The following is a 13,422-nucleotide window of genomic DNA, read 5'->3' on the forward strand; positions in this document are numbered from 1 at the left end:
TTAAGTTGAAAAAATTGGGAATGTATAATTATGAATGTTTGGTTTCAAGGCTTTTCTAATCCTGCAGCCTTATTTATTCAATTGTTTCTGAAAGATAATCGAAATTAAGATATAATATAGGATAACCAGCGGAATTCCGACTGTTTTAAAAATAACCAGAATAATAACAGAACCTATTAATAAGGCAAGTTTAGGATAATTGTCCTGCAGTTTCATCGATTTAAATTTCATGGCAATCATTTTAATGGGACTGATCAAAAGCCAGGATGAAACAATGGTTAAAATAATCAATAAGATATCGCTGTTTAGTAAAAAATCAAAGCTTTGATTTTCTTTGAATGCATAATATAATCCGAAAATCAAAATCGTATTTGAAGGAGTATTCAATCCTTTAAAATAATATTTCTGTTCTTCGTCCAGGTTGAAAATAGCCAGCCTGAGACAGGAAAATAAAGTGATTAATAAACCGAAGTATTTAATCTCGAAAGGCAGTGAAAGTCCTGCAAGATGGCTTCCGAATGGTTCAAGAATTTTAAACATCGTTAAACCCGGCACCAATCCGAAACTTACCATATCGGCAAGAGAATCCAGCTGCACACCCAGATTGGAATTCGATTTTAAGGCTCTTGCTACAAAACCGTCAAAAAAATCTAAAATCAGTGAACATATCAGGCAGATTGCCGTGATCTCATAGTTTCCTAAAATAAGATGGATCGCACCTGTACAGCCTGAAAAAAGGTTTCCTAAGGTAATAGCGTTGGCAAAATTATTTTTAATAAAACTCATACCTGCAAAATTAAGACAATATATCAATGTAGCAATATGCCTATGTAATCATGTATCAATTATTATGGCATTTTCAGAGGGTTGCGTTAATTTTATTTGAATTTGATGTAAATTTGCCGCATGAAATTGTTTAAAGAATTTAGAACACAGGAAGTTCTGGTACTGTTGTACCGGATTTTTTTAGCGTACTTTTTTTATCAGATTGCAAGGTTTCTGTTTTGGTATTTCAATAGGGGATTAATAAAGATCGATTCTGTGTCAGATTATTTCAGTCTTTCCTACCATGGAATTGCCTTTGATACGACAGCGATTTTATATGTTAATGCACTGTTTATTTTGTTAAGCATCATCCCGGTGATCATCAATACCAAAAAAGCCTATCAAAAAGTCCTTTTCTGGGTTTATTTTATCACCAATGGGATTGCGTATGCCATGAATTTCGGGGATTTTGTTTATTTCAGATTTTCTCAGACCCGATTAACATCTGCCGCATTTCAGGTAGCACAGCATGAAAATAATATTTTTAAAGTCTTTACTGCTTCACTGGTGCAGAATCCTTTTGTTCTCATATGGTTTCTGGTTCTGATGGCACTTTGGATATTCCTGTACAAAAAAGTGAATGTTCAGGCCAATACACCGAAAAAACTTTTGCCCTATTTTATCTGGTCGGTACTTACCCTCTGTCTGACGGCTGTTTTAGCAGTCGGCGGGATTCGCGGCGACTTTAGACATAGTACAAGACCCATTAATCTGGTAGATGCCAACCGTTTTGTTAAGCTTCCCTCTCAGGGAAATATGGTGCTGAACAGTACATTTTCATTCTTCAGGACGTTAAATACCAATAATTTTAAGGAAGTTCATTTCGTGGATGAAAAATTCATTGATGATCAGATTCATCCTTATAAGATGTATAACAGGAAAGTGGCCGATAAACCCAATATCGTGATTTTTATCGTAGAATCTTTCAGCAGGGAGTATTCCGGAGCTTTTAATAAGGAAAAAAATATCAAGGATTACGTTTCCTATACTCCTTTTATTGACAGTTTAGCGAATGAAAGCCTGATTTTCCCGAATACATTTGCCAATGGAAGGCAATCGATTCACGGGATGAGTTCCGTATTGGCGGGAATACCCAGTTTGACGGATGCATTTACCAGCTCGCCATATGCCAACCAGAAAATACAGTCTATTGTTTCAGTCTGTAATGAAATGGGGTATGATACTTCTTTTTACCACGGTGCTCCTAACGGTTCGATGGGATTTTTGGGTTTTGGAAATATTCTCGGATTCAAGCATTATTTTGGCAAGACAGAATATAACAATGATAAAGATTTTGACGGAATGTGGGCGATCTGGGACGAGCCTTTTTTACAGTATTTCGCAAAAAATGTAGGGAAAACCACACCTTTTATGGCAACGGTTTTTACAGCATCCTCCCATCATCCGTTTAAAATCCCTGAACAATACAACGGAAAGTTCAAAAAAGGGAAAAACCAGATGCACGAGCCCATTCAATATACGGATTATGCAATTAAAAAGTATTTTGAAACTGCTGAAAAACAGCCGTGGTTTCACAATACGATCTTTGTTTTTACGGGCGATCATACCAACGAGGTGTATTATCAGGAATATGAAAAGACCATGAACCATTTTGCCGTTCCGCTGATATTGTATTCCCCGAATCCTGAATACCACTTAAAAGGGGTCAGTCATGAATTTGCGCAACAGATCGATATCTACCCAACATTGGCAGACCTGATCGGGTATAATAAACAAATAAGAAGCTGGGGAAGGAGTTTGGTAAGTGATAAGCAATATGCTCCCATTATTGCCAATTCAGACGGTACTGTAGAACAGTTTATCATCGGAAATTATATTTACCGTTTTGACGGAAAAGAGGTAGTGGGCATTTTTGATAAAGAAGATTTAGGAATGGAAAAAAACATGATGGATCAGCTGAAAAATAATCCTGAAGTCAAAAAAGGAATACTGACTGCCAAAGCGTGGTATCAGGATTATATGAAAAGGGTCGTTGGCAGGAAGCTGTATTAGTTATGTTAAAATTAATGTATCCATCTTTAACTATTTGACTTAAAGTCTATCTATTGTAATATATGTTCAGGATAATAAAATTCTTTTGTATCTGGAAATTATTTTATATTTTTAGCAATATATAGACAAACGTATTGGTGTATTACAATTAAAACTATAAGAATATGAGAAAATTATTATTAACATTCGTTCTTTCTTTTGCAGGTGTTTTGTCATTCGCTCAGATTGAAGGAAAATGGAAAACAATAGATGACGAAACCGGAAAGCCGAAATCTATTGTGGAAATTTTCAAAAAAAACGATGGTAAGTATTACGGTAAAATCGTTCAGCTTTTGATTAAGCCTGAAAATAACAATTGTGTAAAATGTAAAGATGACCGAAAGAACAAACCTTTAATTGGTCTGGAGATTATCAGAGGTTTATCTAAAGACGGAAATGAATTCAGCGGAGGAACCATTACCAATCCTAAAGACGGTAAAAGCTACAAAAATGAAATCGTAAGAGAAGGAAATACTTTGAAAGTGAAAGCTATTGTTCTGGGGATTGCTATGAAAACGCAAACCTGGCACAAGGTAGATTAAGAAACAGACGATCGGTATTAAATACAAGACAATTCAGTAATGAGTTGTCTTTTTTTGTGATAAAATAATAAAAAACACTATTTTTGTAGTCTAAATTTTTCAAATAAATATGGCAGAATATACTTTTCGTGAGGTAATTGCACAGGCAATGAGCGAGGAAATGCGTAAAGACGAATCCATCTTTTTAATGGGGGAGGAAGTGGCAGAATACAATGGTGCATACAAAGCTTCCAAAGGGATGCTGGATGAATTTGGTCCTAAAAGAATAATTGATACGCCAATCGCCGAGCTTGGTTTTACAGGGATTGCTGTAGGGGCTGCAATGAATGGAAACAGACCCATTGTAGAGTATATGACTTTCAATTTCTCACTGGTGGGTATTGATCAGATTATCAATAACGCAGCTAAAATACGTCAGATGAGCGGCGGACAGTGGAATTGTCCTATCGTTTTCCGTGGCCCTACTGCTTCAGCAGGACAGTTGGGAGCAACGCACTCGCAGGCTTTTGAAAACTGGTTTGCCAATATCCCGGGCCTTAAAGTTGTGGTTCCCTCAAATCCTTACGATGCAAAAGGATTGCTGAAAACCGCTATTCAGGATAATGATCCGGTTATTTTCATGGAATCTGAACAGATGTACGGTGACAAAATGGAGATTCCTGAAGAAGAATATTACTTGCCGATCGGAAAAGCAGATATCAAAAGAGAGGGAACTGATGTTACTTTGGTTTCTTTCGGAAAAATTATGAAGCTGGCTATTCAGGCGGCTGAAGATTTGGCTAAAGAAGGTATTTCTGTAGAAGTAATCGATCTTAGAACAGTTCGTCCTTTAGATTATGATACCGTTCTTGCCTCGGTTAAAAAAACAAACCGTTTGGTTGTATTGGAAGAAGCATGGCCGTTTGGTTCAGTAGCCTCTGAAATTACTTATATGGTACAGCAGAAAGCATTTGATTATCTGGATGCTCCTATTAAGAGAATTACAACGCCTGATGCTCCTGCTCCTTATTCTTCTGCTTTATTCGCCGAATGGTTCCCGAAACTTGAAAAAGTAAAAGAAGAAATTAAAAAAGCAATGTACGTAAAGTAGGTACCGATTATAGAGAAAAACTTCCGAAAGGAAGTTTTTTCATTTATTATATTCATGAATAAAAATTCATGGGATTGTAAATTTGATTTAAATTTGCGCATTTAAAAATAAAATTAGCTGATATGGCAGAAGGTATGGAAGGCGGTCATCATATTGACATTAAAAAGCTTTCTTTCATTGGAATTCTGGTCTCTCTTGGGATTGTTTTCGGAGATATAGGTACTTCACCGCTTTATGTAATGAAAGCAATCGTTAACGCCAGAGAAAGCGGAAGCACGATGCCTTTCAACGAATATATAGAAGGAGCGCTTTCCTGTATTATCTGGACACTTACGCTTCAAACCACCATTAAATATGTTATTATTGCCCTTAGAGCAGATAACAAAGGCGAAGGTGGGATTCTAGCATTATTTTCTCTGGTTAAGAATCTTAAAAAAGGATGGTTGTATCTGATTGCCATCGTAGGAGCTGCGGCGCTTATTGCAGATGGTGTGATTACACCTTCACTTACGGTGATGTCAGCAATTGAAGGATTGGAAATATATAATCCTCATACTCCGGTAGTACCCATTACCATTGGTATTTTAATTGTCATTTTTGTGGTCCAGCAGTTCGGGACCAGCTTTATCGGAAAGTTCTTTGGTCCTGTGATGGTTGTCTGGTTCTTGGTTTTAGGTGGATTAGGATTGTCACATCTGAGTGAGAACTTCGAAATTTTAAGATCTTTTAATCCATACTATGGTTACAAACTGATTGCTAACTCACCAAGTGCTATTGTGATTTTAGGTGCGGTTTTCTTGTGTACAACAGGAGCGGAAGCACTTTATTCCGACCTGGGACACTGTGGCGCAAAAAATATCAGGGTGAGCTGGGTATTTGTAAAGATCATGTTGATTTTAAATTATCTTGGACAGGGAGCCTGGCTTTTAACCAATTATAATAAACCCGGTTTTTCAGTAGTTAACCCTTTCTTTGGGATTATGGAAGAATGGATGGTAATTCCGGGAGTTATTCTGGCAACAGCAGCGGCGATTATCGCCAGTCAGGCATTGATTACCGGCTCATTCACCATTTTTTCTGAAGCCATGTCGCTAAATCTGTGGCCCAATCAAAAAATTGATTACCCTTCCGGGGTGAAAGGGCAGATGTATATTCCAAGAATTAACTGGGGCCTTTTGTTGCTCTGCATTGTAGTGGTTCTCCATTTCAGGGAATCCGGTAAAATGGAAGCCGCATATGGTCTTTCTATTACTGTAACCATGCTGATGACCACTGTTCTGCTCGTATTCTGGTTGTTAAAACGAAGAGTTAATAAAGGATTAATCCTTGTTTTTGCGTTGGTCTACATGGCCATTGAGCTTGGATTCTTCAGTGCAAATATTATTAAATTCTTTGACGGAGGCTGGATTACCGTTATTTTGGCAGGATTCATCGGAGTATGTATGTATGCATGGTTCAACGGAAGGCTTATTAAAACAAAATTCATTAAATTCATTAAACTGGAAAATTATATTCCGATTATCAAGGATATGAAGCTTGATGAAACGATTCCTAAATACGCTACCAATCTGGCTTATCTGAGCAGGGCCAAAAGAAACGATGAAATAGAATCGAAAATCATCTATTCCATTATTAAAAAACAGCCGAAAAGAGCAGATCATTATTTCATCTTAAGCATTACGAATCAGGAAGATCCTTATACCTTTACATACTCAGTGGATGAAGTGCTTCCAGGAACGATATATAAAATCAATTTCATGCTTGGATTTAAAATGGACAGAAGGATTAATGATTATTTTGACATGGTATTAAGAGATTTAATGGCCGATGGAGTTATTCCTTCACGAAGCAGCCATCCTTCTCTAAGAGCCCATAATATTCCGCCTGATCTTAAATATGTGATTATAGATAATACCTATATTAACGATATACTTCTTACCGTAAAGGAGAAAATTATCATGAATATCTATAATTTTGTTAAATATGTGGGTAGTGATGACTTCAAGGCCTGGGGGATTACTTCCCATAACGTAGTCGTAGAATCTGCGCCTATGACGGAAGACTGTGTCGGTAAATCTAAAATTCAGCAGTGCGAGTATATCCGTCATAACAGTTAAATTCTTTAACAGTGAAGTACAATAGGTATTTAAATAAAAATCAATAAATTTGTAGATAAATTTTTTGATGGATACAATACAAAAAGAAAAAAATATTACACTGATAAAAGACGTTTTAAGGAACTATTTATTGGAAAAAGGGTTCCGTAATACGCCTGAACGATATACAATACTGGAAGAGATTTATAGTATGGATCATCACTTTAACGTAGATGATCTGTACCTTCTTATGCTGCAGAAAAAATACCATGTTTCCAAAGCTACTATTTATAATACGATAGAGATTTTCCTTGATGCAGGACTTATCCGTAAGCACCAGTTCGGTGAAAAGACACTAACTTCCTCATCTTACGAGAAATCTTATTTTGATAAACAACATGACCACCTGGTGATTTACAAAAAGGATTCAGACAAGGAAATTGAAGAAATAATAGAATTTTGTGATCCGAGAATTCAGGGGATTAAAGAAGCTATCGAAGAGGCATTCGGTGTTAAAATTGATTCCCATTCGCTGTATTTCTATGGCACTAAGAATGACTAACCGGTTTTTCATGAGGCTGCTATTTGCTTTATTAATCTCTTTTTCTACGTTTATTTTTGCTCAGGACAACCAAAAGCCTTTGCAAAAAGATCCCTATTTCAACCCTACAGCGGTTCCTAAGAAAAATGCTCCGCCTGCAGAAAAAGTGAAGCATATCCACTCTGACCAGCTTCGTAAGGATGAAAAATACGATGGAAATAACTACTTTTCAGGAAATGTTCAGTTCGAGCATCAGGGGTCATTACTGAATGCTGACCTGGTAATTGTTTATGAAGGCCAAAACTTCGTAAAGGCAGTAGGAAATGTCAAGCTTCAGAATACAGACGGTTCTGTAATAACCGCGGAAGAAATGGAGTATGACGGGAATACGCAGCGGGGAATTGCCAGGAAGAATGTTGTCCTTACAGATCCGAAAGGAACCGTTATTAAAACAGAAACTATGTATTATGACAGGGTTTCCAATCAGGCTTATTACAATACAGGAGGTACCATTAACGATGGTAAAAGTACAACCTACGCCAAGTCCGCTACCTATTTTCTGACGACCCGTACGATAGATCTTACCGGAAATGTGAAAATTGAAGACAAGGACTATACGCTGGAAGGCAGGAATGTAATCCAGAATCAGAATACCAATATTGTTGATATTAACGGACCGACAACCATCACCAATAAGAAAAATCCGAAAAATTATATTTTTACCGAAAAGGGAAATTACAATATGAATTCTAAAGAAGCATTTCTATACAAGAATTCAAGAGTTCATTACAATGACAAAATCCTGACCGGTGATGAGATGTATTATAACCAGATTTCAGGTTTTGGAAAAGCTGCAGGAAACGTCACGTTGGACGATCCCAAAGAAAGGAGATGGATAAAAGGAGGTTACGGAGAAATTTTTGAGAAAAAAGATTCTGCCATGATGACGAAAAACCCATATGCGGTAAAAGCGTTGGAAAAAGATTCCATGTATTTTGCGGCAGAAAAAATCATTTCTTTCCAGAAACAGGATCCTGCAGATATTAAAGTAAAGAAGAGTTTTCTCCGGGCCTTCAGGAAAGGCAGGTTTTATAAATCCAATGCTCAGGGAAGAGCTGACTCTATTGCTTTTAATGAAACTGACGGTGTTCTCCATATGTATACCAGTCCTATTCTTTGGAGTAACGGAAAACAGGTAACAGGAGATAAAGTGGAAGCATATTTCAATACACAGACTGAAAGTATTGATTCACTAAAAGTTTTAGGAAATGCTTTTGCCATCAGTAAGGTGGATTCCCTTAACATGAAAGATGAATTCAATCAGGTCAAAGGAAAGCTGATGACCATTTATTATGGAGCAGACAACAGCATTAAGGAAGCAAAGGTAATAGGGAACGCACAGTCCATTACCTATTCTGATGATGTCAATAACCAGACAAAGAAAAAAGAAAGGATTGGAATTTCATTAACGTCCTGCGGGATTATTGATGCGCTTTTTGAGGAAAAGGCTTTGTATATAGTTGCCTGTAATATCGGTGCTGCTTCAGATACATATCCGATGAGTAAAATAGAGCCTGAAAGACGCAAATTCCCGGATTTTAACTGGAATACAAAAGACAGGATCCTAAAGTGGCAGGATATCCTGGTTGATACACCAAACTATCCTGAAATTCAATATGAATCTGACAATACACTTTACGATAAAGCCAGAGAAGCTGTTGAAAAAGAAAAAGCCTTAGAAGAAGCCAAAAAACCAAAGCGGGTAAGAAGGTAACTTATACAAAGTTTTTATTACAAATAACTCACCATTTTCTATTATGGAAGGTGGTGAATTTTATTTTTATACCTATTAATAAAGATTATTTAAAACAATATATACATGTCCAAAAATATTTTGAAATAATTATTCAAATATTGGTGAATATGAAATAAATGGTATATGTGGTATTTTATGTGATTAATTATAGGTTTATTATAGGATTTATGTAGCTATTAATTGCTATTAGCTAATATTTTTTATTGAATATGTATTTGAATTCATTTTTTTTATATATTTACCGTATAATTTAATTGAAATTATATTAATATTTTGTGATTTGGTGGTGCCGCTTGCAGATTACTGCAAGCGGCTTTTTTATTCTCTTCAGTTTAATTTCCGGGTTTGGTGAATCTTTTTTAGTTTTGCTAAAATTTTCAAATGAAAACAGACATGCAAAACGATTTTTTTATATATCAGGCACAAACCACCAGATTTGCTGCGGGTTTTGAAGTGGAAAGAGCGGAAGGCAGTTATATTTATGGAACTGATGGAAAAAGATATCTGGATTTTGTAGCAGGAGTCTCGGCTAATACATTAGGACACTCCCATCCGAAAATTGTGGCTGCGATCAAAGAACAGGCAGAAAAATATCTTCATGTGATGGTGTACGGTGAATATGCCCAGGAGAAACCGGTTGCCTTATGTAAGTTGCTTGCTGAAGCGACGCCTGATCCTTTAGAAATTACTTATCTGGTAAACAGCGGAGCAGAAGCTATCGACGGAAGTCTGAAGCTGGCAAAAAGATATACGGGAAGAGAAGAGATTGTATCTTTTAAAAATTCTTATCACGGGAATACCCATGGAGCTCTTAGTGTTTCCGGAAACGAAACGCATAAAAGAGAGTTCCGCCCTTTGCTGCCCATGATTTCCTTCATTGAATTCAACAATGAAAACGATTTTGACAAGATCACTGAAAAGACAGCCTGTGTGATTATGGAAACCATCCAGGGGGCGGCGGGTTTTCTGGTGCCGGCAGATGAGTATTTGATTAAATTAAAAAGAAGATGTGAAGCGGTAGGAGCTTTATTGATTCTCGATGAGATTCAGCCCGGATTCGGAAGAACCGGAAAATTATTTTCTTTTGAACATTACGGAATAGTTCCTGATATTCTGGTTATGGGCAAAGGAATGGGAGGCGGAGTTCCTGTAGGAGCTTTTATGAGTTCCCGCAAGATTATGGAAACACTCGCACATTCTCCGAAGCTGGGTCATATTACTACATTTGGCGGCAATCCTCTTATTGCAGCTTCCAGCCATGCTACGTTAAAGGAAGTTCTGGAAAGCGGCCTGATGGAAGAGGTTGATGAAAAAGAAAAACTGTTCCGGGAACTTTTAGTTCATTCTAAAATAAAAAATATCAATGGAAAGGGCCTCATGTTGGCTGTAAACCTGGGTTCGCCGGAATATACGCTGGAAGTGGCAAAAAAATGCATGGAAAAAGGAATCATTGTTTTCTGGCAGCTGTATAGAAATGAATACCTGAGGATTTCCCCGCCACTTACGATTTCAAAGCAAGAGATTACGGAAGGCTGTAAAATGATTATTGAAGTTTTAAATGAGTTGCCGTGATAATAAAATATTTACTTAAAAATTTATAAATATCATATTCTGATTCATTCTGTTGATGTGTTTAATTTACTTTTCAAAAAATTAGTTGTTGATTTTAATGAAATAAACCATTAAAATTGAATACTTTAATGGTTTCTAACCCTATATTCTTTTATTGGAGTTATTATTAAACGCTTATTTAAAATTCTCTGATAAATATCATGAAGAATATATAAAAAAATAAACACATTTTTGTGTAATAAAAAAATTAATTTATATATTGCGGGACGATAAAACAAAGATTATATGGCGAAACATAAAGTCCATTACGAATTTCCAATGCACTGTTTATCAGAGATTTTATATGAATATCTGGCCACTGCTGAAGGATTGTCTGAATGGTTTGCGGATGATGTAATAGAGAAAGGCGATGATTTCTTTTTTAGCTGGGGTGGCGGGCCTGCGGAGAAAGCGACTTTAATCAGGTATAAGCCTGAAGGTTTCGTACGTTTCAGATGGGAAGAAGATGAAGGGACCAAAAACTTCTTTGAAATGACGATTATAATCGATGATATTACGGAAGATTTAGCACTCAATATAACCGATTTCTGTGAAGAAGGAGATGAGCAGGAAAACGCCCTGTATTGGGAGAATCTTATTGAGAATCTTAGAATAAAATTAGGTGCTGCTTAAACGTAAGCTGTACTGAATGATAAAACTGATGAACGATTTATCGTTCATTATTTTTTTATAAATAAATCAGATTAAAATTGGAAAATCAATATTTCACATCTGGCGAAATACCGGTAAAAAACAGGGCATTTCTTTTGGGCGACACAGTAAAAGCTGCTTTTTTTGTGAGAAATGCTGAATTGATAATGGATGAAGAATGCTATTTCTTCCTAATGGCTTCTATGAGGAAAATGAGAATGAATATTCCCTTGTCGTATACATTGGAATTTTTCCAGTCTCTTTTCAGGAAAGAAGTTATTGAACTAAAACAAATCAGAAACGGGATCATTAATTTTCAGGTTTTCCGGAATACTGATGGTATTATTTTATCAAAAGCTCCTGTATCTTACTTTTATGAAGTATCTGAAATGACGGATGTTCTTGCGGTACATTCAAGACCTTTAGAGCTGGATCTGATTAAAGAGATCAATGTCAATAATAATCTGCTGAGCAATATCCGGGTTCACAGTCCTGAAAATATCTATGCCGGAATTTATGCGCAGGAAAATGATCTGGATGATGTCATTCTTTTAAACCCTAATAAAAGAATTGCCCGTACGACTTCCGGTAACCTCCTTTTCCTGGAAGGCAATATCATCAAAGTCCCTAAACAGACTGAAGGCGCCTACATTTCCCCTCTGATGGAGAATTTTGTAACTTTTTTACACAAGAATAACCTTGCCGATATTCAGGAGCATGAAATCATAGCATTTGAATCCCAAAAGGCGGAAGAAATTTTATTGATTTCCGATGAAAAAGGGTTGTTTACCGTGGGGAAAATAAGAAATAAAACATTTGGCAATAATCGTTTCGCAGAGCTGACGGAAGCCTGGACAAAAAGCTTCTCATAAAATTGACAAACCCGGTAAACAACATGTTAAAGTCCTTTACCGGGTTTTAATTCTGAATAGATCAGAAATTGTATCATGCTTCGTCTAATTGTAAGTACTGAAAACTTCAGTAAATTTTTGGGCGATTTCTTTTCTTCCTTTTTCACTGGAAATATAGTTCCTGTCCTGGGTGTTATTTATAAATCCGAGTTCTACCAAAACCGCCGGGACTTTGGATTCTCTTAAAATATGAAGATTTTTTTCCTGAATGCCACGAACCGCAAATTTTGTAGAAATTTTTTCAGCCAGCTTTTTTGATTCGTGTGAATTCTGGGTATAGATTTCAGGTCCTGCATTAGAAGTCTCCTGCTGAGGACTGCTGTTGATGTGTAAAGAAATAACCATTTCCGGCTGTAATTCATTGATTTTTGTAACTCTTTCCGATAAGCTTAGATCATTGTCGGAATCTCTGGTAAGAACTACTTCAAACGCATCTTGGTTTTCATTGTATTTTTGGATTTCTTTTGCAACCTGTAAGGTGATTTCTTTTTCGTACAATCCATCACGTCTTGCCCCAATATCATTTCCGCCATGTCCGGCATCAATAACAATGATCTTTTTAGGAGGGGGAGCGAAAGATAGAAATCCAATTGAAAATACAGCTAAAGCAAAGAGTTTAATTCCTTTCATATCATTAAATTTTGGTTTAACAAATAACGGAAATTGCTGGTTTAAATTAAGTTAACGCAATCTTAAAATCAGTTAAAGTTTTACAGGCTTTATAACCTGTTCTTAATTTAAAGAAATATCTTCAGGGGAATTGGCCCAAAGCAAATATTCGCCACCCAAATTCTGCATGATTGATTTCCATAAGGTCTGATCATTCGGCAGTGTGTAATCCAGGTTATAAATATCCACGACGGTCCATACTTTTTTCTGAATTTCATCATCCAGCTGTAAAGATGACCAACCGGAATATCCTGAGAAAATTTTTACATCATTGATGCTAAGGTCACCGTTCAGAACGGAGCTGATGATATTTTCTATATCTTCTGTAAGGTAAAATTCCTGAGTAATGTCAGTGAAACTTTCAGTCACTTTTTTTCCTCTGGCGATAAAGAATACCTTATCATTTTCTACAGGCCCGCCGTCATATACCTCAATTTTGAAATCGAAAAATTCTTTGAACTTACTACTCATCTGGCTGTTTTTTTTATTCAAGATTAAGCCAAACGCACCCTGTTCATTATGCTCAACCACCAATACAACCGATCTGGAAAAAATATCACCGGAAATGTCAGGTGTGGAAATTAATATTTTACCTTTGTATGAATAATTCATACTCAA

Annotated in this window: 12 protein-coding genes; 9 read left to right on the forward strand and 3 right to left on the reverse strand. The window is 36.4% G+C overall.

Going from position 1 to position 13,422, the window contains the following annotated elements:
* Window positions 1-69: 69 nt before the first annotated feature.
* On the reverse strand, window positions 70-786 hold the full coding sequence (locus MKJ01_RS00730) for a phosphatidylcholine/phosphatidylserine synthase (protein ID WP_241610951.1): 717 nt from the start codon (window positions 784-786) through the stop codon (window positions 70-72).
* Window positions 787-906: 120 nt separating this feature from the next.
* On the opposite strand from MKJ01_RS00730, the gene MKJ01_RS00735 reads away from it, so the two are divergent.
* The 9 genes from MKJ01_RS00735 (at window position 907) to MKJ01_RS00775 (ending at window position 12,096) form a co-directional block, all read left to right on the forward strand.
* Window positions 907-2,838: an LTA synthase family protein gene (locus tag MKJ01_RS00735; RefSeq protein WP_241610952.1), complete on the forward strand. Its 1,932-nt coding sequence runs from the start codon at window positions 907-909 to the stop codon at window positions 2,836-2,838.
* A 164-nt stretch (window positions 2,839-3,002) separates the two neighbouring features.
* Window positions 3,003-3,419 (forward strand): DUF2147 domain-containing protein, encoded by a 417-nt coding sequence (locus MKJ01_RS00740; RefSeq protein ID WP_241610954.1) that lies wholly within the window; start codon window positions 3,003-3,005, stop codon window positions 3,417-3,419.
* Between the two features lie 109 nt (window positions 3,420-3,528).
* Window positions 3,529-4,509 carry a pyruvate dehydrogenase complex E1 component subunit beta gene (locus MKJ01_RS00745; RefSeq protein WP_241610955.1) on the forward strand — a complete coding sequence of 327 codons (981 nt, stop codon included), beginning with the start codon at window positions 3,529-3,531 and terminating at the stop codon, window positions 4,507-4,509.
* A 122-nt stretch (window positions 4,510-4,631) separates the two neighbouring features.
* Window positions 4,632-6,626 carry a KUP/HAK/KT family potassium transporter gene (locus tag MKJ01_RS00750; RefSeq protein ID WP_241610956.1) on the forward strand — a complete coding sequence of 665 codons (1,995 nt, stop codon included), beginning with the start codon at window positions 4,632-4,634 and terminating at the stop codon, window positions 6,624-6,626.
* Between the two features lie 67 nt (window positions 6,627-6,693).
* A complete protein-coding gene (locus MKJ01_RS00755; protein WP_056217878.1) occupies window positions 6,694-7,167 on the forward strand; it encodes a Fur family transcriptional regulator in 474 nt (157 codons plus the stop codon).
* Window positions 7,168-7,177: 10 nt separating this feature from the next.
* Window positions 7,178-8,920 (forward strand): OstA-like protein, encoded by a 1,743-nt coding sequence (locus tag MKJ01_RS00760; protein ID WP_241610957.1) that lies wholly within the window; start codon window positions 7,178-7,180, stop codon window positions 8,918-8,920.
* Between the two features lie 435 nt (window positions 8,921-9,355).
* Complete coding sequence (locus MKJ01_RS00765) at window positions 9,356-10,534, forward strand: aspartate aminotransferase family protein (protein ID WP_241632422.1); 1,179 nt, start codon at window positions 9,356-9,358, stop codon at window positions 10,532-10,534.
* Window positions 10,535-10,819: 285 nt separating this feature from the next.
* A complete protein-coding gene (locus tag MKJ01_RS00770) occupies window positions 10,820-11,206 on the forward strand; it encodes an START-like domain-containing protein (protein ID WP_241610959.1) in 387 nt (128 codons plus the stop codon).
* Window positions 11,207-11,283: 77 nt separating this feature from the next.
* Window positions 11,284-12,096 (forward strand): aminotransferase class IV, encoded by an 813-nt coding sequence (locus MKJ01_RS00775; RefSeq protein ID WP_241610960.1) that lies wholly within the window; start codon window positions 11,284-11,286, stop codon window positions 12,094-12,096.
* 84 nt (window positions 12,097-12,180) lie between these two features.
* On the opposite strand, the gene MKJ01_RS00780 is transcribed toward MKJ01_RS00775, so the two are convergent.
* Together MKJ01_RS00780 and MKJ01_RS00785 are read right to left on the reverse strand one after the other, a co-directional pair.
* Complete coding sequence (locus MKJ01_RS00780) at window positions 12,181-12,765, reverse strand: N-acetylmuramoyl-L-alanine amidase (RefSeq protein WP_241610961.1); 585 nt, start codon at window positions 12,763-12,765, stop codon at window positions 12,181-12,183.
* Between the two features lie 102 nt (window positions 12,766-12,867).
* Window positions 12,868-13,416 (reverse strand): YqgE/AlgH family protein, encoded by a 549-nt coding sequence (locus MKJ01_RS00785; RefSeq protein WP_241610962.1) that lies wholly within the window; start codon window positions 13,414-13,416, stop codon window positions 12,868-12,870.
* Between the last annotated feature and the right edge of the window lie 6 nt (window positions 13,417-13,422).

The organism is Chryseobacterium sp. SSA4.19, from assembly GCF_022601875.1.
Taxonomy (GTDB): Bacteria; Bacteroidota; Bacteroidia; order Flavobacteriales; family Weeksellaceae; genus Chryseobacterium.

What these genes read in the sequence shown, in the direction of transcription:
- MKJ01_RS00730 (WP_241610951.1), bottom strand. Translation starts at nt 786, where the DNA reads ATGAGTTTTATTAAAAATAATTTTGCCAACGCTATTACCTTAGGAAAC.
- MKJ01_RS00745 (WP_241610955.1), top strand. Translation starts at nt 3,529, where the DNA reads ATGGCAGAATATACTTTTCGTGAGGTAATTGCACAGGCAATGAGCGAG.
- MKJ01_RS00770 (WP_241610959.1), top strand. Translation starts at nt 10,820, where the DNA reads ATGGCGAAACATAAAGTCCATTACGAATTTCCAATGCACTGTTTATCA.
- MKJ01_RS00750 (WP_241610956.1), top strand. Translation starts at nt 4,632, where the DNA reads ATGGCAGAAGGTATGGAAGGCGGTCATCATATTGACATTAAAAAGCTT.
- MKJ01_RS00755 (WP_056217878.1), top strand. Translation starts at nt 6,694, where the DNA reads ATGGATACAATACAAAAAGAAAAAAATATTACACTGATAAAAGACGTT.
- MKJ01_RS00760 (WP_241610957.1), top strand. Translation starts at nt 7,178, where the DNA reads ATGAGGCTGCTATTTGCTTTATTAATCTCTTTTTCTACGTTTATTTTT.
- MKJ01_RS00780 (WP_241610961.1), bottom strand. Translation starts at nt 12,765, where the DNA reads ATGAAAGGAATTAAACTCTTTGCTTTAGCTGTATTTTCAATTGGATTT.
- MKJ01_RS00735 (WP_241610952.1), top strand. Translation starts at nt 907, where the DNA reads ATGAAATTGTTTAAAGAATTTAGAACACAGGAAGTTCTGGTACTGTTG.
- MKJ01_RS00765 (WP_241632422.1), top strand. Translation starts at nt 9,356, where the DNA reads ATGCAAAACGATTTTTTTATATATCAGGCACAAACCACCAGATTTGCT.
- MKJ01_RS00740 (WP_241610954.1), top strand. Translation starts at nt 3,003, where the DNA reads ATGAGAAAATTATTATTAACATTCGTTCTTTCTTTTGCAGGTGTTTTG.
- MKJ01_RS00785 (WP_241610962.1), bottom strand. Translation starts at nt 13,416, where the DNA reads ATGAATTATTCATACAAAGGTAAAATATTAATTTCCACACCTGACATT.